General features: G+C 67.8%; 23 protein-coding genes and 2 tRNA genes. 17 read left to right on the top strand and 8 right to left on the bottom strand.

Annotated features, from left to right (window positions below):
* Positions 1-79: 79 nt before the first annotated feature.
* The gene (locus AC27VN_RS07800; RefSeq protein ID WP_490876160.1) at positions 80-781 is read left to right on the top strand and encodes a TetR/AcrR family transcriptional regulator; all 702 of its coding nucleotides are present in this window, start codon (positions 80-82) and stop codon (positions 779-781) included.
* A gap of 28 nt (positions 782-809) precedes the next feature.
* On the opposite strand, the gene AC27VN_RS07795 is transcribed toward AC27VN_RS07800, so the two are convergent.
* The 3 genes from AC27VN_RS07795 to earP form a co-directional block, all read right to left on the bottom strand.
* Positions 810-1,676 carry an LOG family protein gene (locus tag AC27VN_RS07795; protein WP_490876159.1) on the bottom strand — a complete coding sequence of 289 codons (867 nt, stop codon included), beginning with the start codon at positions 1,674-1,676 and terminating at the stop codon, positions 810-812.
* Positions 1,677-1,785: 109 nt separating this feature from the next.
* A complete protein-coding gene (gene efp, locus AC27VN_RS07790) occupies positions 1,786-2,340 on the bottom strand; it encodes an elongation factor P (RefSeq protein ID WP_007830687.1) in 555 nt (184 codons plus the stop codon).
* Positions 2,341-2,512: 172 nt separating this feature from the next.
* Positions 2,513-3,616: an elongation factor P maturation arginine rhamnosyltransferase EarP gene (gene earP, locus AC27VN_RS07785; RefSeq protein ID WP_490876158.1), complete on the bottom strand. Its 1,104-nt coding sequence runs from the start codon at positions 3,614-3,616 to the stop codon at positions 2,513-2,515.
* Positions 3,617-3,713: 97 nt separating this feature from the next.
* Between earP and AC27VN_RS07780 the strand changes: the two genes are divergently transcribed.
* The gene (locus tag AC27VN_RS07780; RefSeq protein WP_490876157.1) at positions 3,714-5,168 is read left to right on the top strand and encodes a M20/M25/M40 family metallo-hydrolase; all 1,455 of its coding nucleotides are present in this window, start codon (positions 3,714-3,716) and stop codon (positions 5,166-5,168) included.
* Positions 5,169-5,192: 24 nt separating this feature from the next.
* Here AC27VN_RS07780 and ggt read toward each other — a convergent pair whose 3' ends face one another.
* On the bottom strand, positions 5,193-7,238 hold the full coding sequence (gene ggt / locus AC27VN_RS07775; protein WP_490876156.1) for a gamma-glutamyltransferase: 2,046 nt from the start codon (positions 7,236-7,238) through the stop codon (positions 5,193-5,195).
* Positions 7,239-7,384: 146 nt separating this feature from the next.
* On the opposite strand from ggt, the gene uvrC reads away from it, so the two are divergent.
* From uvrC to AC27VN_RS07760, 3 genes are all read left to right on the top strand, one after another.
* A complete protein-coding gene (gene uvrC / locus AC27VN_RS07770; protein WP_490876155.1) occupies positions 7,385-9,367 on the top strand; it encodes an excinuclease ABC subunit UvrC in 1,983 nt (660 codons plus the stop codon).
* A gap of 83 nt (positions 9,368-9,450) precedes the next feature.
* Positions 9,451-10,017, top strand: a complete 567-nt coding sequence (pgsA, locus tag AC27VN_RS07765) for a CDP-diacylglycerol--glycerol-3-phosphate 3-phosphatidyltransferase (protein ID WP_057590401.1) — start codon at positions 9,451-9,453, stop codon at positions 10,015-10,017.
* Positions 10,014-10,898, top strand: a complete 885-nt coding sequence (locus AC27VN_RS07760; protein ID WP_490876154.1) for a DMT family transporter — start codon at positions 10,014-10,016, stop codon at positions 10,896-10,898. The genes pgsA and AC27VN_RS07760 overlap by 4 nt, the downstream gene beginning before the upstream one ends.
* 17 nt (positions 10,899-10,915) lie before the next feature.
* Here the strand turns inward: AC27VN_RS07760 and AC27VN_RS07755 are convergent, their stop codons facing one another.
* Positions 10,916-11,863 (bottom strand): LysR family transcriptional regulator, encoded by a 948-nt coding sequence (locus AC27VN_RS07755; protein WP_490876153.1) that lies wholly within the window; start codon positions 11,861-11,863, stop codon positions 10,916-10,918.
* A 70-nt stretch (positions 11,864-11,933) separates the two neighbouring features.
* Here AC27VN_RS07755 and AC27VN_RS07750 point away from each other — a divergent pair, with 70 nt between their 5' ends.
* From AC27VN_RS07750 to AC27VN_RS07725, 6 genes are all read left to right on the top strand, one after another.
* Complete coding sequence (locus AC27VN_RS07750; RefSeq protein WP_490876152.1) at positions 11,934-12,848, top strand: alpha/beta fold hydrolase; 915 nt, start codon at positions 11,934-11,936, stop codon at positions 12,846-12,848.
* Positions 12,845-13,930, top strand: a complete 1,086-nt coding sequence (locus tag AC27VN_RS07745; protein ID WP_093343032.1) for a tartrate dehydrogenase — start codon at positions 12,845-12,847, stop codon at positions 13,928-13,930. The genes AC27VN_RS07750 and AC27VN_RS07745 overlap by 4 nt, the downstream gene beginning before the upstream one ends.
* Positions 13,931-14,162: 232 nt before the next feature.
* Entirely contained in the window at positions 14,163-14,435 is a 273-nt protein-coding gene (locus tag AC27VN_RS07740) for an HU family DNA-binding protein (RefSeq protein WP_007830705.1), read from the top strand.
* A 38-nt stretch (positions 14,436-14,473) separates the two neighbouring features.
* Positions 14,474-14,549 (top strand) — tRNA-Val (locus tag AC27VN_RS07735).
* A gap of 76 nt (positions 14,550-14,625) precedes the next feature.
* Entirely contained in the window at positions 14,626-16,545 is a 1,920-nt protein-coding gene (locus tag AC27VN_RS07730) for a SurA N-terminal domain-containing protein (RefSeq protein WP_490876151.1), read from the top strand.
* Positions 16,546-16,660: 115 nt separating this feature from the next.
* Complete coding sequence (locus AC27VN_RS07725; protein ID WP_490876150.1) at positions 16,661-17,335, top strand: histidine phosphatase family protein; 675 nt, start codon at positions 16,661-16,663, stop codon at positions 17,333-17,335.
* A 15-nt stretch (positions 17,336-17,350) separates the two neighbouring features.
* Here AC27VN_RS07725 and AC27VN_RS07720 read toward each other — a convergent pair whose 3' ends face one another.
* Both AC27VN_RS07720 and AC27VN_RS07715 read right to left on the bottom strand, forming a co-directional pair.
* Positions 17,351-17,683, bottom strand: a complete 333-nt coding sequence (locus tag AC27VN_RS07720; protein WP_093343026.1) for a hypothetical protein — start codon at positions 17,681-17,683, stop codon at positions 17,351-17,353.
* Positions 17,684-17,708: 25 nt separating this feature from the next.
* Complete coding sequence (locus tag AC27VN_RS07715) at positions 17,709-17,957, bottom strand: GlsB/YeaQ/YmgE family stress response membrane protein (protein WP_093343024.1); 249 nt, start codon at positions 17,955-17,957, stop codon at positions 17,709-17,711.
* A gap of 18 nt (positions 17,958-17,975) precedes the next feature.
* Between AC27VN_RS07715 and AC27VN_RS07710 the strand changes: the two genes are divergently transcribed.
* From AC27VN_RS07710 to AC27VN_RS07700, 3 genes are all read left to right on the top strand, one after another.
* Positions 17,976-18,818 carry a YbhB/YbcL family Raf kinase inhibitor-like protein gene (locus tag AC27VN_RS07710; protein ID WP_490876149.1) on the top strand — a complete coding sequence of 281 codons (843 nt, stop codon included), beginning with the start codon at positions 17,976-17,978 and terminating at the stop codon, positions 18,816-18,818.
* A gap of 77 nt (positions 18,819-18,895) precedes the next feature.
* A tRNA-His gene (locus AC27VN_RS07705) sits at positions 18,896-18,971 on the top strand.
* Between the two features lie 356 nt (positions 18,972-19,327).
* The gene (locus AC27VN_RS07700; protein WP_093343020.1) at positions 19,328-19,675 is read left to right on the top strand and encodes an H-NS histone family protein; all 348 of its coding nucleotides are present in this window, start codon (positions 19,328-19,330) and stop codon (positions 19,673-19,675) included.
* A 111-nt stretch (positions 19,676-19,786) separates the two neighbouring features.
* Here AC27VN_RS07700 and AC27VN_RS07695 read toward each other — a convergent pair whose 3' ends face one another.
* On the bottom strand, positions 19,787-20,773 hold the full coding sequence (locus AC27VN_RS07695) for an NADPH:quinone oxidoreductase family protein (protein WP_490876148.1): 987 nt from the start codon (positions 20,771-20,773) through the stop codon (positions 19,787-19,789).
* A 130-nt stretch (positions 20,774-20,903) separates the two neighbouring features.
* On the opposite strand from AC27VN_RS07695, the gene surE reads away from it, so the two are divergent.
* The 3 genes from surE to AC27VN_RS07680 all read left to right on the top strand — a co-directional run.
* A complete protein-coding gene (gene surE / locus AC27VN_RS07690; protein WP_093343018.1) occupies positions 20,904-21,662 on the top strand; it encodes a 5'/3'-nucleotidase SurE in 759 nt (252 codons plus the stop codon).
* 1 nt (position 21,663) lies between these two features.
* Positions 21,664-22,455, top strand: coding sequence for a protein-L-isoaspartate(D-aspartate) O-methyltransferase (locus AC27VN_RS07685; protein ID WP_208512137.1), 792 nt, complete (start codon positions 21,664-21,666; stop codon positions 22,453-22,455).
* 125 nt (positions 22,456-22,580) lie between these two features.
* A partial coding sequence (locus AC27VN_RS07680; protein WP_490876147.1) for a LysM peptidoglycan-binding domain-containing protein occupies positions 22,581-22,879 on the top strand: 299 nt, incomplete at its 3' end.

Raw genomic sequence — 22,879 nt, 5'->3', positions numbered from 1 at the left:
CAGATGTGGAGAAGAGACAGCGGTGAACGCGGCCATCGCGGCGGCACGTGCCGCCGCAGCCACAACCTGAGGGAACCGAATGACGACGGGGCGCCGCACCATCACTTCTTCCACGCCCGATGCGGCGGACCCGTCACCGCCTTCGGAGGCGTCCGAACCGCGCCGCCGCGTCAAGGCGCCCGAAACCCGCGCCGCGGCGCTGATGGACGCGGCCGAGCGGCTGTTCATCGAGAAGGGCATCGCCACCACCAGCATCGACGACATCGCGGCCGGCGCGCAGGTGGCCAAGGGCACCTTCTATCTGTACTTCCCGTCGAAGGAGGCGCTGCTCGGCGCGCTGCAGCAGCGCTTCGTCGACAGCTTCTGCGCGCGGCTGCAGGAGGCGATGGACCGCCACCGTCCCGAGGACCATCATGGCCGCATCAAGGCCTGGGTCGAGACGGGGCTCGAGACCTACCTCGACAACGTCGCGCTGCACGACGTGGTGTTCCACGAGTACCGGCCCGAGGACCGGCGCATGCGCAACGACAACGCGGTCATCACGCAACTGGTCGGCCTGCTCAAGCATGGCGACGCGGCCGGCGTGTGGGAGGTCGAGGACCCGACGCTCACGGCCGTGATCCTGTTCAATGCGCTGCACGGCGTGGCCGACGACGCCGTGGCCATGGGCCTCGCGACCGGGCCGGGGCCCGAGCGGCGCCGGCGTGCCAAGGCGCTCACGCGCTTCTTCGAGCACGCGCTGCGGCCCGATGACGACGACGATGAGGACGAGGCCGCTTAGCTCCTGAGGCGCTGCGGCCCGCGCCGGCTCAGAGCTTGTAGAAGCGCTTGATCGCTTCCCACGCGTCTTCGGGCGCGTCCACGTACTCGAAGAGATTGACGTCGCCGGGCGAGATCACGCCTTCGTCGACCAGGAAGTCGAAGTCGATCAGGCGCTTCCAGTAGTCCGAGCCGAACAGCACGATCGGCACCGGCTTCGACTTGCGCGTCTGCACCAGCGTGATCACCTCGAACAGCTCGTCGAGCGTGCCGAAGCCGCCCGGGAACGCCACCAGCGCCTTCGCACGCATCATGAAATGCATCTTGCGGATCGCGAAGTAGTGGAACTTGAAGCTCAGCGCGGGCGTGACGTAGGGATTGGCCGCTTCCTCCATCGGCAGCGCGATGGCCAGGCCGACCGACAGGCCGCCGGCCTCGTGCGCGCCGCGGTTGGCCGCCTGCATGATGCCGGGGCCGCCGCCGGTGCAAATGAAGAGCTTGTCCTGCGGCTCCTTGTTCTCGCTGTGGCGCGCGACCAGCTTGCCGAAGGTGCGCGCCTTCTCGTAGTAGTGCGAGCTGCGCGCCAGCCGGCGCCAGCGCTCGGCCGCGGCGGTGTCGCCGGCCTTGTCGGCCTCGACGATCAGCGCGGCGGCTTCTTCCTCGCTGCGAAAGCGCGCGCTGCCGAAGACCACGATGGTGTTCTCGATGCCGTGGGCGCGCTGCTCGATGTCGGGCTTCATCAGCTCGAGCTGCATGCGCACGCCGCGGGTTTCGCGGCGCAGCAGGAACTCGGGATCGGCGAAGGCGATGCGCGAGGGATCGGGATCGAGCGGCAGCCCCTTGTCGGCATGGGACTGGAGCGTGGCCCAGGCATCGGCGAGGCGCTTGTCGTGAAGGTCGTGCGTGCTGTTGGTCATAAGGATGGGATTGTGCAGCGCGGGATTCGTTGCGTGCGGACGGGCCGCAAAGACAAAAGGCTCCTTGCGGAGCCTCTTGCGGGTGGTGGTCAGCCGGGGAAGGCGGCGCTCAGACGCGCTTGCGGTATTCGCCGGTGCGCGTGTCGATTTCGATCTTGTCGCCTTGCGAGACGAACAGCGGCACGGGCACTTCGAAGCCGGTGGCGATCTTGGCGGGCTTCAGGACCTTGCCCGAGGTGTCGCCCTTGACGGCCGGCTCGGTCCAGGTGATTTCGCGCTCGACGCTGGTCGGCAGTTCGACCGAGATGGCCTTGCCGTCGTAGAACACCACTTCGACGGCCATGCCGTCTTCGAGGTAGTTCAGGGCGTCGCCCATGTTCTCGGCTTCGACTTCGTACTGGTTGTAGTCGGCGTCCATGCAGACGTACATCGGGTCGGCGAAGTAGGAGTAGGTGCAGTCCTTCTTCTCGAGCACGATCTGGTCGATCTTGTCGTCGGCCTTGAAGACCACTTCGGTGTTGAAGTTGGCGATCAGGCTCTTCATCTTCATGCGCACGGTGGCGCTGTTGCGGCCGCCGCGGCTGTATTCGGTCTTGAGCACGACCATCGGATCCTTGCCGTGCATGATGACGTTGCCGGCGCGGATTTCTTGAGCGATTTTCATATCAGGGTCTCTGGATGTAAGCCGCTCGGTGCGCGGGGTTTCCAGAATCCGGGCAGGAGTGCCGGTTGGAAAAAGCCCCGCGGTACATGTCCCGCGGCAGGTTCAGCGGAGTGCATCTCGAACCCCCAGGAATTTCCCAGGATCCGGGCCGAAATCCGCAAAGCCCGCTATTTTAGCTTTTTCCGGCGACGAAATGCTGCAGTTGGGTCACGAGATCGTCCTGCGCGAGCAGGCGCTCGCGCCCTCGGGTCACGGCAAGACGCCATTCCTCGCCGATGTCGGCGAGCGACAGGGCTGCGTTGCCGAAGCCGTTCCAGGCGTGGTGGAAGCGCCGCATCGGGGCCGGCGCTTCCAGCCAGTCGAGCCAGGCGTTCAGCTTCACGTGGTGCGCGTCGTCGTCCTGCGCATAGATCTGCCAGACCAGCGGCGCGCCGGCCCAGAGGGCGCGCACCAGCGAATCCTCGCCGCGCACGAAATTCAGGTCGCAGGCCCAGAGCAGGTGGTCGAAATCGGGCTGGTCGAGGTGCGGCAGGTATGAAATCGATAGCGCACTCGCATGGCTGGGCGAGCGTTCGAGCCATTCCGTGCTCGAAAGGCAGGCCTTGACGGCCTCGGTCGCCCGGCCCGGCGTCACCAGCAGCCGGGTCGGCGTGCCGTCATCGGCCAGTTGCGCCAGCAGCGCCGCCAGGGCCGGCGGCTCGTAGCAGAACAGCGACACCAGGCGTTCGCCTTCGCGCCAGGGCAATTGCCGTTGTGCCAGCCAGGCAGCGCGATCGAAGGCCGCGCGCCGCCGGGCCAGGTCCGGTTCGCGCAGCAGGCCGCCGGTGACCGGGGTGAAGCCTGGATAGAAGAAGCGCTTGTTGAGCCCGGCGCCCGGCTCCCTGAAGACCGGCGAGGGCAGGCCATGCAGCCGCTCCACATAGGGTTCGGCCGAGAGGTATTCGAGGTTGATCCAGGCGCGCGGGGCACCGTCGGCGGCCGAGGCTGCGGCGAAGCGCGCGATCAGCGCGGGCGCCGGGTCGCAGCCGAAGGCTTCGATCAGCACCTGGGGCGCCGGCTCGGCCCCGGCCGCGCCCACCGCGGCCGGGTCGCTCCAGTCGATCACGCGCACGCCCGCGCAGCCGTCGGGTGCCATCCAGGCCAGCGCGCTGGCGTCGTCGACCCAGAGCCGCACCTGTTCGCCGAGGCCGGCGAGCTGGCGTGCGAGCCGCCAGCAGACGCCGAGGTCGCCATGGTTGTCGATGACCTTGCAGAAGATGTCCCAGTCGCGTTGCATGGCCGCGAGTGTGCACCTTGCGCCTTTCTTCTGAATGGCCCTCGCGCGGGGCCGTCGCTATGCTGGCCGCGCACCACAACCACAACGGAGAGAGCGAATGAGCCTGAAGAAGAACCGAGCCCGCCATCCCGGCGCCGCCTTGCCCGCGACCTCGCGACTGCGCACGTTGCGCAGCGCGCTGGCCCTGTCCCTCGCGCTCGGCGGCCTCGCCACGGCGGCGGCCCAGACGCTCACGCCGCAGCAGCAGCGCTTCCGCGAGATCTACAAGGAGCTCATCGAGATCAACACCACCCACTCGGTGGGCGACAACACGCAGGCCGCGCGCGCGATGGAAAAACGCCTGGTCGAAGCGGGCTTCGCGCCCGCGGACATCCAGATCTTCGAACCCTTCCCCAAGAAGGGCAACCTCGTGATGCGCTTCAAGGGCGACGGCTCGAAGAAACCGTTGCTGCTGCTGGCCCACATCGACGTGGTCGAGGCCCGGCGCGAGGACTGGAAGACCGACCCGTTCAAGCTGCAGGAGTCGGGCGGCTACTTCACGGCGCGCGGTTCCATCGACGACAAGGCCATGGCCTCGGCGCTGGTGTCCGTGCTCGGCCAACTGAAACAGGAGGGCTTCAAGCCCAGCCGCGACATCATCCTCGCGCTGACCGCGGACGAGGAGCGCGGCGATGCGCTGAGCAACGGCGCCTTCTGGCTCATCAACAACAAGCCCGAGCTGCTGCAGGCCGAGTTCGGCATCAACGAGGGCGGCGGCGGCGAACTGCGCAACGGCAAGCCGAACCTGCACCGGCTGCAGGTGGCCGAGAAGATGTACACCACCTACATGCTCGAGGCGCGCGACGTCGGTGGCCACAGCTCGGTGCCGACCAAGAACAACCCGATCTACGCGCTGTCGGCCGGCCTGGAACGGCTCGGCAACTACGCCTTCCCGATCAAGCTCGCCGACGTCACGAAGACCTATTTCGCGCGCAGCGCGCCCTTCGCCACCGGCCAGCTGGCCGAGGACATGCGCGCCATCGGCACCGGAAACCCCGACGCCGGCGTGCTCGAGCGCATGACGGCCAACCCGGCCTACAACGCCCAGCTGCGCACCACCTGCGTGGCGACCATGGTGCAGGCCGGCCATGCCGAGAACGCGTTGCCGCAGTCGGCCAAGGCCACGGTCAACTGCCGCATCCTGCCGCACGACGATCCGGACGCGGTCGAGCGCCTGCTGACCCAGGCCGTGGGCAACGACAAGATCGTGGTGCGCAACCTCGGCAAGCCGCTGCGCAGCCCGGCGTCGCCGCTGCAGGGCGACCTGGTGAAGACGGTGGAGCGGCTGACCGAGCAGATGTGGCCGGGCGTGCCGGTGATTCCCGCGATGAGCACGGGCGCCACCGACAGCCGCTTCCTGCGCAATGCCGGCATTCCGATGTACGGCGTGACCGGCATGTTCCTCGAGCCTTCGGATGCGCGCGCCCACGGGCTGGACGAGCGCATCGAGATCCAGCGGCTCTACGACGGGCGCGAGTTCCTCTACCGGCTGGTGAGCGAACTCGCGAAGTAGGCGCCGCCGGGTTTCGGACCCGGATCAGGGCGTGAAGGTATCGCCGAGCACGATGCCTTCGCGCCGCGGATCGGCGCCGCCCGTGAGCACCGGCTGGCCACCCACGTTGGTACGGATGATGGTGCTGATGCCGCTGGACTGGGCGCCGAAGTTCACCGTGTGGCCGAGTGCGCGCAGGCCGGTGATCAGCGGATCGTTGTTGCCCGAGTTCGAGGTGTCGATGGCGGGGTGTTCGCCGCCCACGTTGGTGGTCACGCTGTTGGTGGCGCCGAAGTCGACCAGCGAGGTCGCCTGCTGCGCATCGAGGCCCCAATCGAGCGCGCCGACCACGGTCTTCACCACGTACTGGATGATCGTGCCGCCGCCCGGCGAGCCGGTGCCCATCACGAACTCGCCCATGCTGCCGTCGGTGTTCTTCTTGAACACCAGCGTAGGCGCCATCGTGCTGCGCGGGCGCTTGCCCGGGGCGACCCGGTTGGCGACCTTGATGCTCGGGTCGGTGGTGTCGTTCGGGTTGGCCGAGAAGTCGGTCAACTGGTTGTTCAGCATGAAGCCCTGCGTCATGTGGAACGAGCCCAGCGTGCTCTCGACCGTGGTCGTCATCGTCACCACGTTGCCCTGCTTGTCGACCACCGTGAAGTGGGTGGTGCCGTGCTCCTCGGTCTTGTCGATGCCCAGCGGCACGCTGCCGAGGTCGCCGGCCGCGGCCACGCCCATGCTCTTGGACAGGCTGATCAGGCTGGCCCGCTTCTGCAGGTACGGCTTGTTGAGCATCGTGTCGGCCGAGCCGCCGGGCAGCGGGATGAAGTCAGTGTCGGCCACGTACTTGTCGCGGTCGGCGTAGGCCAGGCGTTCGGCCTCGCTCACCAGGTGCACGCCCATCACGCTGGGCTTGCCGCCTTCGATGTCGATCGCGCTGGGCTTGTACAGGCCCAGGTTGAAGGTCTCGAGGATGCCGAGCGCCTGCACCACCGCGATGCCGCCGGACGAGGGCGGCGACATGCTGCAGACGTAGTAGTCACGGTAGGTGCCGCAGACCGGGTCGCGACGCTTGGCTACGTAGTTGGCCATGTCGGCCATGGTCGTCACGCCGGGCGTGATGGCCGAGCCGTCGTTGGCCGCGGTGGTGATGCCGATCTTGTCGACGATCGCCTGCGCGATGGGGCCGGTATAGAACGCGTTGGCGCCCTCGTTGGCGAGCGTGGTCAGCGTCTTGGCGTAGGCCGGATTCTTGAGCTTGGTGCCCAGGGCCTTCGGCGTGCCGTCGTCGTTGAAGAAATAAGCCGTCGCGTCGGCGTCGCGCTTGAGGTTGGAGGCCGACGAGGAGATCGCTGCGGCCATGCGGCCACCGATCGGGAAACCATCGGAGGCCAGCGTGATGCCGTAGCTGAAAAGGTCCTTCCATGGCAGCTTGCCGTGGTCCTTGTAGGCGACGTCCAGCATGCGCACGGCGCCCGGCGTGCCGACCGCGCGGCCACTGGCGCGCGCGTTGGGCTTGGGCAGTCCGCTGGCGGGATCGGTCTGCACCGCGTAGCGCAGGTAGTTCTCGGTGGCCGCGGCGGGCGCCATCTCGCGCCCATCGTAGGCCTGCACCTTCTTGGTCTTCGCGTCGTAGTGCAGCATGAAGGCGCCGCCGCCCAGGCCGCTGGACTGCGGTTCGACCAGCCCCAGCACCGCCTGCACCGCGACGGCTGCGTCGACAGCGCTGCCGCCGGCCTTGAGGACGTCGCAACCCGCGCGCGTGGCCAGCGGGTGGTTGGCCACCACCATGTAGTTCTTCGCGTAGACCAGCTTGTGGCCGACCACGTAGCCCGAGGCCGGTTCGGGCGCGGCCGGATCGCCGGGGTCGCCCGAGCCCACCACCACCTGCGTGCCGCTGTCGCCGATCAGGCAGCCCTTGTCGGCTGCGGGCGGTGGCGGCGGGGTGTTGGCTGCGTTGATGGCGGCGATCGTCGCGATCAGCGCGGCGTTGTCCTGGCCGCCACCGCCGCCGCCGCAACCGGCCACCGTCAATGCCACCGCCAGGGGCGAGAGCGCCCACCAGGCGCGCGACTGGATCTTCTTCGTCATGGAGAGAGTTTCCCGAGTAGTTGTGTTGAAACGAGACGGGCGCTCCTCGCGCCCGCATCCATCATCAGCACATTTCATTCCACCCACCACGGGGTTTGCGCGCAGGCGCGCCATGGGGCCGCGCGCCGCGCGCCACAATAGCCGCCATGTCAGACGTGCATTCCGATCAACTGCTCAGCGAAGTGGCGGCCCTGCCGCAGCTGCCGGGCGTCTACCGCTACTTCGACGCCGGTGGCGCCGTGCTCTACGTGGGCAAGGCGCGCAACCTCAAGAAACGGGTCGCCAACTACTTCCAGAAGAGCCACGGCGGCACGCGCATCGGCCACATGATCTCGAAGATCGCGCGCATGGAAACCACCGTGGTGCGCTCCGAGGCCGAGGCGCTGCTGCTCGAGAACAACCTCATCAAGACGCTCAAGCCGCGCTACAACATCCTGTTTCGCGACGACAAGAGCTACCCCTACCTGAAGATCGCCTCGCACCAGTTTCCACGGCTGGCCTACTACCGCGGCGCGGTCGACAAGAAGCACCGCTACTTCGGGCCGTACCCGAGCGCCTGGGCCGTCAAGGAGTCGATCCAGCTGCTGCAGAAGGTGTTCAAGCTGCGCACCTGCGAGGACACGGTCTACGCCAACCGCACCCGGCCCTGCCTGCTCTACCAGATCAAGCGCTGCACCGGTCCCTGCGTGGGCCACATCTCGACCGAGGCTTACGCGCAGGACGTGGCGAGCGCCGAGGCCTTCCTGCGCGGCGACACGCAACTGGTGCTCACCACGCTCGAGCAGCGCATGACCTCGCATGCCGAGAAGCTGGAGTTCGAGCAGGCGGCCGAGCTGCGCAACCAGATGTCGGCGATCTCGCGCGTGCTGCACCAGCAGTCGATCGAGATCGCCTCCGACAAGGACGTGGACATCCTCGCGGTCAAGGTGCAGGGCGGCAAGGCCTGCGTGAACCTGGCCATGGTGCGCGGCGGCCGTCACCTGGGCGACCGGCCCTATTTCCCGGTGCACGTCGAGGATGCCTCGCTGATGCAGCACGGCGAGCTCGACAACGACGAGGGCGAGGGCGCCCCCGCCGTCACCGATTCGGTCGAGGTGCAGGTGCTCGAGGCCTTCATCGCGCAGCACTACATCGACGTGCCGGTGCCGGCCACTTTGGTGCTCAGCGAAACCGTGGGCCGCGAGCTGATCGAGGCGGTGTCGCTGCAGTCGGGCACGCGCGTGACGGCCGTGTTCCAGCCGCGCGAGCAGCGCCGCCACTGGCTCGAGATGGCCGAGAAGAACGCCAGCCTGCAACTGGCGCGGCTGCTGGCCGAGGAGGGCTCGCAGCAGGCCCGCACCCGCGCGCTGGCCGATGCGCTGGAACTCGCGAGCGAGGACCTCGACAACTTCCGCGTCGAGTGCTTCGACATCTCGCACACCGCGGGCGAGGCCACGCAGGCCTCGTGCGTGGTGTTCGAGCACCACGCGATGCAGAACAAGGAATACCGCCGCTACAACATCGACGGCATCACGCCCGGCGACGACTATGCGGCGATGCGCCAGGTGCTCCATCGCCGCTACGGCAAGCTGGCCGAGGCGATGGCCGCGGAGACCGAGGCGCTGCCGCCCGGCGATGCCGAGAGCGAAGGCGCCGAGGGTGTCGAGGGCGCCGCGGCGCCGGCGCGGGCCCGGGGCGCGCGCATGCCGGAGCTGGTGCTGGTCGACGGCGGCAAGGGCCAGGTGTCGATGGCGCGCGAGGTGTTCAGCGAGCTCGGCCTGCCGCTGTCGCTGATCGTCGGGGTCGAGAAGGGCGAGGGCCGCAAGGTCGGCCTCGAGGAACTGGTGTTCGCCGACGGCCGCGAGAAGGTCTACCTCGGCAAGGATTCGGCGGCGCTGATGCTGGTGGCCCAGATCCGCGACGAGGCGCACCGCTTCGCCATCACCGGCATGCGCGCCAAGCGCGCCAAGGTGCGCGTGGGCGGCAGCCAGCTCGAGGACATCCCGGGCATCGGCCCGAAGCGCCGGGCCCGGCTGCTGCAGCGCTTCGGCGGCATCCGCGGCGTGGCGGCGGCGAGCGTGGAAGACATCGCCTCGGTCGAGGGCATCGCCTTCGACCTGGCCGAGGAAATCTACCGTGCGCTGCACTGAACTTGACGCCGCGGAGGTAGGCCGCCGGCACGGCTTTGCCCCCGTTCTCGAATCCATCGTTTTCGCGTGACACAATCGAGCGCATGTTCTGGACCCTGCCGACCATCATGACCTGGACGCGCATCGTCGCGATCCCCCTGATCGTCGGCGTGTTCTACCTGCCCATCGCCGACCCGATGCGCAATGTGATCGCCACGGTCATGTTCATCGTGTTCGCGGCAACCGACTGGCTCGACGGCTTCCTGGCGCGCAAGCTCAACCAGACCTCGGCCTTCGGCGCCTTCCTCGATCCGGTGGCCGACAAGTTCCTGGTCTGCGCCTCGTTGCTGGTGCTGGTGCACCTGAACCGGGCCGACGTGTTCGTGGCGCTGATCATCATCGGCCGCGAGATCGCGATCTCGGCGCTGCGCGAATGGATGGCCCAGATCGGCGCCAGCAAGAGCGTGGCGGTGCACATGATCGGCAAGGTCAAGACGACCGTGCAGATGGTGGCGATCCCGTTCCTGCTCTACGACGGGCAGCTGTTCGGCTTCATCGACACCGGCCTGTGGGGCCAGTGGCTGATCTGGGTCTCGGCCGTGCTCACCGTGTGGTCGATGGTCTATTACCTGCAAAAGGCCATTCCCGAGATCCGGGCCCGGGCCAAATGAGTTCCGCCTCGGCCCGCGAGGCGGGCTGGTTGCGGGCGATGCCCGCGGTCTTCGTGCTGATCTGGAGCACGGGCTTCATCGTCGCCCGCTACGGCATGCCGCATGCGCCGCCGTTCAAGTTCCTGGCCGTGCGCTTCGTGCTCTCGTTCCTCTGCTTCGGCCTGTGGGTCGCGCTGGCGCGCGTGGCGTGGCCGTCGACGCGGGCGCAGTGGGGGCACCTCGCGGTCACCGGCATCCTGATGCAGGCCGGCTACCTCGGCGGGGTCTGGGCCGCGGTGCGCGCGGGCATGGGCTCGGGGCTGGTCGCGCTGCTGGTCGGCATCCAGCCGGTGCTGACCGCGATCTGGATGTCCTTCAACGGCGGGCGCGTGTCGCCACGGCAGTGGCTGGGCCTGGCCCTTGGCTTCGCGGGGCTGGTGCTGGTGGTGTGGCGCAAGCTGGGCGACGGCTCGGAGGTCAATGCCGAGACCATGAGCCTGGCACTCATGGCGCTGGGGGCGATCACCGCGGGCACTCTCTATCAGAAGCGCTTCGTCGCGCCCTGCGATGTGCGCAGCGCCAGCGCGGTGCAGATGGCGGCGGCCGTGGTCGTGACCTTGCCGTTCGCGTTGCTCGAGCCCGAGGCCATCGCGTGGAACGCGCATTCGATCGGCGCGATGGCCTGGTCGGTGCTCGCGCTGTCGCTGGGTGGGAGCTCGCTGCTTTACATCCTGATCCAGCGCGGCACCGCGACCGCGGTCACGAGCCTGCTCTACCTGGTGCCGCCTTGCACGGCCCTCATGGCCTGGCTGCTGTTCCGCGAGCAGATCACGCTGGCCACGCTGCTGGGCACGGCGCTCACGGCGGTGGGCGTGAGCCTGGTGGTGCGCGCGGCCCGCTGAGGCGCGGGGGCTTTCGCCTAGCGCGCTGGCTTCCAGGGCTCGCCACGAAAGCGTTCGGCCAAGTGGTCGACCAGCAGCCGCACCCGCCGCGGTGTCTTCGGCCGCCAGGGCGCGATCCAGTGGATGTCGGCATCGGGCATCGCGTACTGCGGCAGCACTCGGATCAGCGCGCCCGAGGCCAGCTGCGGCGCGATGTCCCAGAGGCTGCGCAGCATGATCCCGTGGCCCGCCAGGCACCAGTCGCGCACCATCTCGCCCGAGTTGCTCGACAGCGGCCCCTGCACCCGCACGCGCGCCGTGCTGCCGTCGCGGCCGTGCCGCAGCGACCACAGCGCGTATTCCTGCCGATGGATCTCGCCGTTCTCGCGCGCGACCAGGCAGTCGTGCGCTGCCAGGGCCTCGACGCTGGTCGGCGTGCCGCGGCGCGCGAGGTAGGAGGGCGCCGCTGCTAGCACGCGCTGGTTGCGCGCGATGCGGCGCGAGACCCAGTCCGAGGCGTGGCGCTGCTGTACCGCCCACAACCACAGCGCGCCGTCGTAGCCTTCGGCGCCCAGGTCGGGCAGGCGCTCGGTCAGTTGCAGCTCGATGCGCAGGGCCGGGTGGCTGGCCTGGAACTCCGCCAGGGCCGGACCGAGCCAGCGCCGGCCGAAGCCGAAGGTGGCGGCCAGCCGCACCGCGCCCGTGAGCTCGTTCTGGCGTTCGCCGAGCTCGCCCTCGAGCGCCGCGAAGCCTTCGAGCAGCTGCTTCGCATGCCGGCACACCGCTTCGCCCTCGGCCGTGACGCTGAGCCGCCGCGTGGTGCGGTCGAACAGCCGCTGGCCGAGCCGCGCCTCGAGCGCGCCGAGCCGCTTGGTGACCACCGAGGGCACGACGTCGAGCGCGCCGGCCGCGCCCGCGAGGCTGCCGTGTTCGCGGATGGCGAGCGCCAGTGCCAGGTCGCCGCGCTCCAGTGCCAATGAATTCATGCCAGAACGGAAAGTATGAATTGGCCGATTGTTGCTTGATGGACCCGGGTGCGCAACGCACAATCGCCGCGTGACCGCCTCCTTCCTCGACTTTCCCGTCTTCGACATCGAACGCGATGGCGTGCGCGTGCATGGCCGCATCGGCGGCCATGGCGCACCCCTGCTGTTGCTGCACGGACACCCGCAGACGCACGCCATCTGGCACCGTGTCGCGCCCGCGCTGGCCGAGCGCTTCACCGTGGTGGCGATCGATTTGCGCGGCTATGGCGATTCGGGCCGGCCTGCCGCCGATGCCGCGCACGAGAACCACAGCAAGCGCGCGATGGCGCTCGATGCGCTCGCGGCGATGCGCCATCACGGCTTCGAACGCTTCGGCGTGCTCGCGCACGACCGCGGCGCGCGCGTGGCGCACCGGCTCGCGGCCGACCATCCGGCGGCGGTCGAGCGCATGCTGCTGCTCGACATCGCGCCCACGCTCGCCATGTACGAGCACACCTCGGAAGCCTTCGCGCGCGCCTATTGGCACTGGTTCTTCCTGATCCAGCCGCCGCCGCTGCCCGAGGCGCTGATCGCCTCCGATCCGGTGCGCTACGTGCGCAGCGTGATGGGCGGGCGCCACGCGGGGCTCGCGCCCTTCGCGCCCGAGGTGCTCGCGGAGTACGAGCGCTGCGCGGCCATCCCGGGCAGCGCCGAATCGATCTGCGAGGACTACCGCGCCTCGGCCGGCATCGACCTCGATCACGACCGTACCGACATCGCCGCGGGCGCGCGGCTCGCGATGCCGTTGCGCGTGCTGTGGGGCGCGCACGGCGTGGTCGGACGCGCCTTCGACGTGCTGGCGCTGTGGCGCGAGCGCGCCGACCGGGTCGAGGGGCATGCGCTGCCCTGCGGCCACTATGTTCCCGAGGAGGCGCCGGGCGAATTGCTCGCCGAGGCACTCGACTTCTTTGCACCGCTCATCCCATCGGAAGGACCCAGACCATGACCACCCACAGAATCGCAGTCATCGCCGGCGACGGCATCGGCAAGGAAACCACGCCCGAGGGCGTGCGCGTGCTCGATGCGGCGGCGCGCAAGTTCGGCATCGACCTGAAGTTCGACCACTTCGACTTCTCGAGCTGGGACTACTGCGAGAAGCACGGCAAGATGCTGCCCGACGACTGGAAGGACCAGATCGGCGGCCACGACGCCATCTTCTTCGGCGCGGTCGGCTGGCCCGAGAAGATCGCCGACCACATCTCGCTGTGGGGCTCGCTGCTGCTGTTCCGCCGCGAGTTCGACCAGTACATCAACCTGCGTCCCGCGCGCCTCATGCCCGGCATCGTCGCGCCGGTGGTGCGCCGCGACGGCTCGCCGCGCCAGCCCGGCGAGATCGACATGTACATCGTGCGCGAGAACACCGAGGGCGAGTACTCGAGCATCGGTGGGCGCATGTACGAAGGCACGCCGCGCGAGATCGTGGTGCAGGAGACCGTGATGTCGCGCGTGGGCGTGGACCGCGTGCTCAAGTTCGCGTTCGAGCTCGCGCAGTCGCGGCCGAAGAAGCACCTGACCAGCGCCACCAAGTCGAACGGCATCTCGATCACCATGCCCTACTGGGACGAGCGCGTGGCCGAGATGGCGAAGGCCTACCCGGGCGTGACGCTCGACAAGTTCCACATCGACATCCTCACCGCGCACTTCGTGCAGCGGCCCGACTTCTTCGACGTGGTGGTGGCGAGCAACCTGTTCGGCGACATCCTGTCCGACCTGGGACCGGCCTGCACCGGCACCATCGGTATCGCGCCGAGCGCCAACCTCAACCCCGAGCGCACCACGCCCTCGCTGTTCGAACCGGTGCATGGCTCGGCGCCCGACATCGCGGGCAAGGGGATCGCCAACCCGATCGGCCAGATCTGGTGCGGCGCGATGATGCTGGAGTTCCTCGGCCACAAGGACGCGCACGACGCGATCCTGTCGACCATCGAGAAGGTGCTCGCGCCCGGAAGCGGTGCGCCGCGCACACCCGATATCGGTGGCAAGGCGAGCACCAGCGACCTCGGAAAAGCGATCGCCGAGGCCTTGTGAGACGGCTGCGGCCCCGGCGGAAAAAGGTCTTCGCGAAACGCCCCTAGAATCGCGCGCTCCGCTGCGCCGCACGGGCTGATGTCGTATTGACACCCCGCAGGCCAGTGGTTGTAATCCCCGATGGCAGCGCGCTGCCGGGGCGTCAGGCCTGCCAAGCTTCTGCGTCGCACCACGTCGCGACCGACTCGCCAGCCGACGAAAGCCGACCAACTTTTTTCTACAAGGGGCCCTTGTGAACAAGACCGAACTGATTGAGCACATCGCAAAGAACGCCGATATTTCCAAGGCAGCCGCCACGCGCGCGCTCGAATCCACCATCGGCGCCATTCGTACAACGCTCAAGAAGGGCGGCTCCGTGTCGCTCGTCGGTTTCGGTACTTTTGCAGTCGGTAAACGTGCGGCCCGTACGGGTCGCAATCCCCGCACCGGCGACGCGATTAAAATCAAGGCCGCCAAGATTCCGAAGTTCCGTCCCGGCAAGGCCCTCAAGGACGCGTTGAACTAAGTCGACGACGAGAACTCGGAAGAAAAGTATTCCCGGTGGGGTGCTTAGCTCAGCTGGTAGAGCGGCGCCCTTACAAGGCGTAGGTCGGGGGTTCGAGCCCCTCAGCACCCACCACCACCCGATGCAAAGGCGAACAACGGTTCGCCTTTTTTATTGCCGTCCGACAGCCACCGCATGAGAGTGTTCAAGCATGTTTGATTTCTTCCGCAAGTACAACAAGATCATGATGATTGTCTTGTTCTTGCTGATCATCCCGTCGTTCGTGCTGTTCGGCGTCGAGCGCTACCAGGGCTTTTCCAAGGACGAGGCCGTCGCGCATGTCGACGGCACCAGCATCACGCGGCCCGAATGGGATGCGCAGCATCGCGTGGAAACCGACCGCATCCGCCAGCAGTCGCCCAACGTCGACCCGCTGGTGCTCGACTCCGATGCGCTGCGCTACGCCACGCTCGAGAAGATGGTTCGCGACCGCGTGCTGACGGTGGCGGCCAATAAGGCCAACATGACGGTGTCCGAGGAACGCCTCTCGCGCATCTTCGCGCAGGATCCGGGCCTCGCGACCTTCCGCACGCCCGAGGGCAAGTTCGACCGCGACGCCTTCCAGCGCGTGACCGGCCGCACCCCCGAGCAGTACGAAGCCTCGATGCGCGCCGAACTCGCCACGCAGCAACTGCTGCTGGGCGTGTCGGGCACCACCTTCACGCCGCCCGCGCTGGCCGCCGCCACCATCAACGCGTTCTACGAGCAGCGCGAGATCCAGGTGTCGCGCTTCGCGCCCGAGGGCTTCGCGTCGAAGGTCACGGTCAGCGATGCCGACATCGAGACCTACTACAAGGACCACACGTCGCAGTTCCAGGCGCCCGAGCGGGCGAGCATCGAGTACCTGCTGCTCGACCTCGAAGCGGCCAAGAAGAACGTGACGGTCAACGAGGCCGAGCTCAAGAGCTACTACGACCAGAACACCTCGCGCTTCGGCACCAAAGAAGAGCGTCGTGCGAGCCACATCCTGATCACCGCGGCCGCCAGCGCGCCGGCGGCCGATCGCGCCAAGGCGAAGGCCAAGGCAGAGCAACTGCTGGCCGACGTGCGCAAGGCGCCCAACACCTTCGCCGATGTCGCGCGCAAGAACTCGCAGGACCCGGGCTCGGCCGAGAAGGGCGGCGACCTCGACTTCGTCACGCGCGGCGCGATGGTCAAGCCTTTCGAGGACGCGATGTTCGCCTTGAAGAAGGGCGAGATCAGCAACGTCGTCGAGACCGAGTTCGGCTATCACATCATTCGCCTGGACGACATCAAGCCGGCCGTGGTGCCGCCGTTCGAGCAGGTGCGCGCCACCCTCGAGAACGACTACCGCGCCCAGCAGGCCACGCAGGAGTTCGCCAAGGCTGCCGAGACCTTCACCGATGCGGTGTACCAGCAGCCCGACAGCCTGAAGCCGGCGGCCGAGAAGCTCAAGCTCACGATCCAGACCGCGACCAACATCGGCCGCACGGCCGCGCCCGGCGCCACCGGGCCGCTCGCGAGCCGCAACTTCCTGAGCGCGCTGTTCTCGCCAGATTCGCTGAGCCGCAAGCAGAACACCGAGGCGATCGAGGTCGGCACCAACCAGCTTGCCTCGGGCCGCGTGACCCAGTACTCGGCCGCGCATCCGATCCCGCTGGCCGACGTGAAGGACAAGATCCGCGCGCAGCTCGTCACCGAGCGCGCCGCGGCCCTTGCGAAGACCGAGGGCGAGGCCAAGCTCGCGGCCTGGACCACGAAGGCCGACGGCGCCAACTTCGCGGCGCCCGTCACCGTGTCGCGCATCGATGCGAAGGCGCAGCCGGGCGTGGTGGTCGAGGCCGCGCTGCGCGCCGACGCCAGCAAGCTGCCGACCCTGGTCGGCGTCGACCTCGGCACGCAGGGCTATGCCGTGGTGCGCGTGACCAAGGCCGTGCCGCGCACCGCGCCGACGGCGGAAGTCGCGAAGCAGGAGAACGCGCAGGTCGGCCAGTCGATCGCCGCCGCCGAAGACGCTGCCTACTACAACCTGCTGAAGGACCGCTACAAGGCCGAGATCCTGGTGCCACGTCCCGCGACCGACGGACTGCCGTTCGCCGGCGCACGCTGACCGGTCGCGCCGCGAGGCGCTTCCTCTTTCCTTCGCGGGCCGCCTGGTGCGGCCCGTTGCTTTTTCCGTCTCGCGTGGGACAAGCGCCGCGGTCGCTTCTTGCCAGAATCCGCGCATGGGAACTCTCTACCTCGTGCGCCATGGCCAGGCCAGCTTCGGCGCGGCCGACTACGACAACCTGAGCGAACTGGGCCACAGGCAGTCGGTGCGGCTCGGTGAGTACTGGCGCGAGAGCGGCATGCGTTTCGACGCCGTGATCACCGGCACCTTGCGCCGGCATCGGCAGACCTGGGAAGGCATCGCGCAGGGCCTCGGTCTGACGCGCGACGACGTGCTGCCATGGCCCGGCCTCAACGAGTACGACAGCGAGGCGGTGATTGCCACCATCCACGAAGGCAAGCTCGAGAAGCCCGATTCGCCCGAGATGTACCGGCATCACTTCCGCCTGCTGCGCGAAGGACTGGGCGCCTGGATGCAGGGGCGCACGAAGCCGGTCGGCATGCCCAGCTACGTGGACTTTCTCGCGGGCGTGACCACCGCGCTCGACCACGTGCGCGACAAGCACCATGGGGCCAAGGTGCTCGTGGTGTCGAGCGGCGGCCCGATCAGCACGGCGGTGGGCCATGTGCTGGGCACCAGTGCCGAGACCACGATCGAGCTCAACCTGCGCATCCGCAATTCGTCGGTCACCGAGTTCGCCTTCACGCCCAAGCGCCACATGCTGGTGACCTACAACACGCTGCCGCATCTCGACGGGCCGGCGTACGAGGACTGGGTCACCTACTCCTGAAGCGCGCCTTCGCGCTCAGGCCTGCCAGACGCCGTAGCCCGCCTTGCGCAGGGCGATGCCGAGCTCGACCTCCATCGAGCGCGCGTCTTCGTAGTTCATCGGGTTGTAGCGCTCGTAGAGCGCGGGCAGCAGGTGCAGGCCGTAGTCCTGCACGAAGCTGTTGGCCTGGATGCCGGCCTTGTGCTTGTCGAAACGGATGTCGGGATCGAGCCCGGTCATGCCCACGTAGACGAAGGGCTTGCCGAGCTGGTAGTCGGGATTGGCGCGCCGGAAGCGGCCGATGTTCCAGACGCGGTCGTCGAGCTCGACCACGTAGACATGGTGGTGCGCGCGGGGTTTGCGTGGCATCGGCCCCGCCCGATGGCCCGGCGGCTCAGCTCTTGCGCTTGATGAGGCCGTAGAGGATCAGCAGCACGATCGCGCCGAGCACCGACGCGATGAAGCCGGCGCCCTGGCCGGCGGTGTACCAGCCGAGCGACTGGCCCACATAGGTGACGATCAGCGAGCCCGCGATGCCGATCAGCGTGGTGACGATGAAGCCCGCGGAGTCGTCGCCCGGCTTGACGGCGCGTGCCACCAGACCTACGACGAAGCCGATCAGGATGGTCCAGACGATGCTCATGAGTGATCCCTTTGGTTCGTGAATGAAGCGGCGCCCGCATGGCAGGGCGCGGCCATGATAGCGGCCGGATGCGCCGCGCGGGCGCTGCGAAAGCGCGTACCGGCGAATCGGGATGCAAGGCTGCGCAATTTGGCGCCGCTGGCTGCGGCCGGCCCGCTGTGGCGTCCTACAGGGCTGCGGCGAACGGGGCGCTATACCCTTGGCATGCTCGAAAAGTTGCCCGAAGTCATCGGCCAGGCCCTGCACGGCGTGCGTGCCGGCCTGGACAAGATCGTTTTCAACACGCTCGGCCTGCGCGAAGGCATGGCCTCTATTTCGCTGACCAGCGTGGCCTTTGCCGATCACGCGCCGATTCCGCCGCGCTACACGGCCGATGGCGAAGGGCTGTCGCCGCCCCTGCAGTGGGAGGGTGTGCCGCAAGGCACCGCCTCGCTGCTGCTGGTGGTGGAGGACGCGGATTCGCCCACGCCGAACCCGCTGGTGCATGCGATCGTCGTCAGCCTGCCGCCCGGCGACACCCGGCTGGTCGAGGCGGCGCTGCCGAGCCAGGGCAACGAAGGGCAGGACACGGTGCATGCCGGGCGCAATTCCGGGCTGCAGGCAGCCTGGCTGCCGCCCGATCCGCCGCCCGGGCACGGTGTGCATCGCTATGCCTTCCAGCTGTTCGCGCTCGACCGGGCACACGAGTTCTCGGTGGCGCCCGGGCGGGACGAGGTGGTCGGCGAACTGAAGGCGCATGCGATCGCCAGCGGCCTGCTGATCGGCACCTTCGAGCGATCGGATGGTTCGATCCGGCAGAAGGACGCCGCGCACGAGGAGGCGCCGCAGGTGGCACCCTCCGGCCCGCTGGCGGCGGGTTGAGTGGGACGCGCGCATCATTCTTTCAAACCGGGGTCGGGCGCGCGGCTTTTATGGCTATAATCGTGGACTCTATTACGGTGGCTGTAGCTCAGCTGGTAGAGTCCCAGATTGTGATTCTGGTCGTCGTGGGTTCGAGTCCCATCAGCCACCCCATATGAATTCCGAAAAAACGGCCCTGGAGCGATCCAGGGCCGTTTTTCTTTTGGGGCGCGGCTATAGCGCCTTTTGCATGCAATGCCGGGCCGGGCATTTCTTTCCTGCTTCCGAATAGGCGCGAGCGAGCCGAAACGGGCCACGGCGGTACCGCGGCATTCAATTTCTTCGCTCTGCCATTGCAGCCGAGCCTTCAAAACCCTGGCCCGGCCTCCGATCTTGCCCAGGAACGGGGCGTTTTACCCCCTCGGCTGTTGTAAAACGCCAAGCGGCCCGGATTTTTCTGCTCGGGTTTGCTCAAAATCAATTGCAAACTGAATTAAACTGCGGGCGTTTTCATTTACAGGAGTTCGCCAATGGCCTCGACGCTCGCAGATATCAATTCCCAGATCCAGAAGCACGACGAACAGATCGCGCAATTGCGCAAGCAGGCCGAAGAACTGCGCAACCATGAACGTGCCGGGGTGATCGAGGAGATTCGCAAGAAGATCGCCGACTATGGTCTGACCGCGTCGGATTTGAAGCTCTCGGCCGGCCGTGCCGTTTCCGTGAAGCGCGCCGCGAGCACGCCGGCGCCCAAGGCCGCCGCCAAGTACCGCAGCCCGACCGGCGAAACTTGGTCCGGTGGCCGTGGCCGCAAGCCGCGCTGGGTGACCGAGGCGCTGGCCGCCGGCAAGTCGCTGACGGATTTCGAGATCAAGTGAGCGTGGTGCGCGAACATGCGCTGGCCGACTCCGCAATAAAAAAGCCCGCATGCGCGGGCTTTTTTATTGCGTGCATGGACACCCGTCTCGCGATGCCCAGGTCCGTGGCGATCAGTTCACCATCACCAGCTTTCCCTTGACGCCGCGCGAGCCCATGTGCGCGTAGGCGGCTTTCAATTCGGCCATCGGCATCGTGCTGTCGATCACCGGCTTGATCTTTCCCTGGCCATACCATTGCGCCAATTCGGCCATCATCTGCGCGTTGGCCTTCGGCTCGCGCTTGGCGAAATCGCCCCAGAACACGCCGACCAGCGACGCGCCTTTCAACAGCGTGAGGTTCAATGGCAGCGAGGGAATCGGGCCCGACGCAAAACCCACGACCAAATAGCGGCCGCGCCATCCGATCGAGCGAAATGCGGGTTCCGCGAAATCGCCGCCGACCGGGTCGTATATGACGTCCGGGCCTTTGCCGTCGGTCGCGGCCTTGATGGCATCCCTGAAACCGTTCGGCAGCGCATACGTGGTGTAGTTGATCGTCGCGTCGGCACCGATCGAGCGGCACAGCTCGCATTTCTCGTCGGTGGAAGCCGCCGCGATCACCTTGGCGCCGGCCGCCTTGGCGATCTGGATGGCCGCCGTGCCGACGCCGCCCGCCGCGCCGAGCACCAGCACGGTTTCGCCGGCCTTGAGCTGCGCGCGGTCCATCAGGGCGTGCCACGAGGTCGCGTAGATCATGATGAAGGCGGCCGCGTCGACATGGCCGAAGCCTTCGGGCAGCGGCATGCACAGTGCCGCGGGCGCCAGCGTGTGGGTGGCGAAGCCGCCGGTGCCCGAGAGGCAGGCGACGTTCTGGCCGACCTTGAGGTGCGTGACGCCTTCGCCCACGGCCTGGACGATCCCCGCGTACTCCGAGCCCGGCACGAAGGGCAGCGGCGGCTTCATCTGGTACTTGTTCTGCACGATCAGCAGATCGGGGAAATTCAGGCTCGCGGCCCGGATCTCGATCAGCACCTGGCCCGGGCCGGGTGTCGGCGTGGGCAGCTCTTTCCAGGTGAGCGCGTCGACGCCGACGGGGTTCTCGCAAAGCCATGCGTGCATGCTCGGTCTCCTTCGAAACGGGTAGTAATGTTGAGGCAATGAAGCGCGCGATGATAGGCGTCGCCCTCGCGTGTCCTTGTCCCTGCTGCGACGCACCCGACGCCTACAATCCGTTGCACCGCACCGCATCATGAAGATACTCATTTCCAACGACGATGGCTTCCAGGCGCCAGGCATCGTCGCACTGCACGACGCGCTCAAGGATCTGGCCGACGTCGAGGTGGTGGCGCCCGAGCACAACAACAGCGCCAAGTCGAACGCCCTGACGCTCGCGGCACCGCTCTACGTCCACACCGCGCACAACGGCTTCCGCTACGTGACCGGCACGCCCGCCGACTGCGTGCACATCGCGCTCAAGGGCCTGCTCGGCTACCGGCCCGACCTCGTGGTCTCGGGCATCAACAACGGCGCCAACATGGGCGACGACACCATCTATTCGGGCACCGTCGGCGCGGCCATGGAGGCCTACCTGTTCGGCATTCCCGCGATCGCGTTCTCGCAGATCGAGAAGGGCTGGGCCCATGTCGACGCGGCGGCCCAGGTGGCGCGCCGGCTGGTGCAGCGCATCGAGCGCGAGCGCATGCTCGAGGGTGGCGCCTTTCTTTTGAACGTCAACGTGCCGAACCGGCCGTTCGACGAGCTCAAGCCGGTGAAGGTGTGCCGCCTGGGCCGCCGCCACGCGGCCGAGAAGGTCATCACGCAGGAAAGCCCGCGTGGCGACACGATGTACTGGATCGCCGGCGCGGGCAGCGCCAAGGACAGCGGCGAGGGCACCGACTTCCATGCCACGGCCGAGGGCCACGTGGCGCTGACGCCGTTGCAGATCGACCTGACCGACCACGCCAACCTGGGCCAGTGGCGCGACGCGGTGGTCCGGCTCGCCGACTGACATGGCGACCCAACGGCCTGGATTTCCGGCTCGCCTCGCGCCCACCGTCTCGGCCTCGACGCCGGCTTCGTCCGCGCTGCGCGGACGGCAGCCCGCCGTGCCACCCAAGCCGCCGGTCCCGTCGACGCCATCGATGGCCTCCGACGCGGTGCGCGCGCGCATGGTGCAGAAGCTGGCCGCGCAGGGGATTTCGGATGCGCGCGTGCTGCGCGCCATGGGCGCGGTCGAACGGCATCGCTTTGTCGACAGCGCGCTGGTCAACCAGGCCTATGAAGACACCAGCCTGCCGATCGGACTGGGCCAGACCATCTCCAAGCCCAGCGTCGTTGCGCGCATGATCGAACTTTTGCTCGCAGCCCCGGCTCTGAGTGGCAAGCCGCAGGACCGTCTGGGGCGCGTGCTCGAGATCGGCACCGGTTGCGGCTACCAGGCCGCGGTGTTGAACCACGTGGCCACGGAGGTCTACAGCATCGAACGGTTGCGCGGCCTGCACGAGCGGGCTCGGACCAATCTGCGGCACTTCCGGCTGGCCACGGTTCACCTGATGTTCGGCGACGGCATGGTCGGCTACGCCAAGGGCGCACCCTATGCGGGCATCATCGCCGCCGCCGGTGGCGAGGCAGTGCCCGAAGCCTGGATCGAACAGCTCGCGGTGGGGGGGCGGATCGTCGCGCCGACGCACTCGGCGAAGGGCGGCCAGGCCCTCGTCGTGATCGACAAGACGGCCCGCGGTCTCGAGCGCCTCATTCTTGAGGCGGTTCACTTTGTCCCCCTAAAATCGGGCGTTGCTTGAAGGAATAACAAATGCAGGGTTTTGGCAATCGGAGTTGGTACGCTGGCGTCACGTTGGCCGTCGTGCTCGTGATCGCGGGGTGTTCCACGCCGCGCGGCCCGGCACCGGTCGAAGACCGCGGCACGATGACCCGCGCCCCCGGCGCGGCCGCGCCCGTTCCGGGCGGTCCGACCATCACCACCGACGCCTCGGGCAAGCCGCTGGCCGGCATCGAGAACTTCGGCAAACCGGGCTACTACGCCGTGCGTCCCGGCGACACCATCCGCCGCATCGCCAATGACACCGGCCAGACCTGGCAGAACCTCGTTCGCTGGAACAACCTCGACAACCCCGACCTGATCGAGGTGGGGCAGGTGCTGCGCGTGATTCCGCCCTCGGGCCCGGGTTCCACCGTGGCCGCCGCGCCGTCGGCGCCGAACGAGAA

This window comes from Variovorax sp. 20P10.2.4 (genome assembly GCF_058244205.1).
Note: the sequence above shows the minus strand (reverse complement) of the source record. Positions and strands in the feature narration are given on the sequence as shown.

Bases quoted from the DNA above. Each gene is read 5' to 3' on its own strand.
- AC27VN_RS07795 (WP_490876159.1), bottom strand. From the start codon at position 1,676: ATGACCAACAGCACGCACGACCTTCACGACAAGCGCCTCGCCGATGCC.
- AC27VN_RS07780 (WP_490876157.1), top strand. From the start codon at position 3,714: ATGAGCCTGAAGAAGAACCGAGCCCGCCATCCCGGCGCCGCCTTGCCC.
- pgsA (WP_057590401.1), top strand. From the start codon at position 9,451: ATGTTCTGGACCCTGCCGACCATCATGACCTGGACGCGCATCGTCGCG.
- uvrC (WP_490876155.1), top strand. From the start codon at position 7,385: ATGTCAGACGTGCATTCCGATCAACTGCTCAGCGAAGTGGCGGCCCTG.
- AC27VN_RS07720 (WP_093343026.1), bottom strand. From the start codon at position 17,683: ATGCCACGCAAACCCCGCGCGCACCACCATGTCTACGTGGTCGAGCTC.
- AC27VN_RS07730 (WP_490876151.1), top strand. From the start codon at position 14,626: ATGTTTGATTTCTTCCGCAAGTACAACAAGATCATGATGATTGTCTTG.
- AC27VN_RS07695 (WP_490876148.1), bottom strand. From the start codon at position 20,773: ATGCACGCATGGCTTTGCGAGAACCCCGTCGGCGTCGACGCGCTCACC.
- surE (WP_093343018.1), top strand. From the start codon at position 20,904: ATGAAGATACTCATTTCCAACGACGATGGCTTCCAGGCGCCAGGCATC.
- AC27VN_RS07745 (WP_093343032.1), top strand. From the start codon at position 12,845: ATGACCACCCACAGAATCGCAGTCATCGCCGGCGACGGCATCGGCAAG.
- AC27VN_RS07700 (WP_093343020.1), top strand. From the start codon at position 19,328: ATGGCCTCGACGCTCGCAGATATCAATTCCCAGATCCAGAAGCACGAC.
- ggt (WP_490876156.1), bottom strand. From the start codon at position 7,238: ATGACGAAGAAGATCCAGTCGCGCGCCTGGTGGGCGCTCTCGCCCCTG.
- AC27VN_RS07800 (WP_490876160.1), top strand. From the start codon at position 80: ATGACGACGGGGCGCCGCACCATCACTTCTTCCACGCCCGATGCGGCG.
- AC27VN_RS07725 (WP_490876150.1), top strand. From the start codon at position 16,661: ATGGGAACTCTCTACCTCGTGCGCCATGGCCAGGCCAGCTTCGGCGCG.
- AC27VN_RS07760 (WP_490876154.1), top strand. From the start codon at position 10,014: ATGAGTTCCGCCTCGGCCCGCGAGGCGGGCTGGTTGCGGGCGATGCCC.
- earP (WP_490876158.1), bottom strand. From the start codon at position 3,616: ATGCAACGCGACTGGGACATCTTCTGCAAGGTCATCGACAACCATGGC.
- AC27VN_RS07755 (WP_490876153.1), bottom strand. From the start codon at position 11,863: ATGAATTCATTGGCACTGGAGCGCGGCGACCTGGCACTGGCGCTCGCC.
- AC27VN_RS07715 (WP_093343024.1), bottom strand. From the start codon at position 17,957: ATGAGCATCGTCTGGACCATCCTGATCGGCTTCGTCGTAGGTCTGGTG.
- efp (WP_007830687.1), bottom strand. From the start codon at position 2,340: ATGAAAATCGCTCAAGAAATCCGCGCCGGCAACGTCATCATGCACGGC.
- AC27VN_RS07685 (WP_208512137.1), top strand. From the start codon at position 21,664: ATGGCGACCCAACGGCCTGGATTTCCGGCTCGCCTCGCGCCCACCGTC.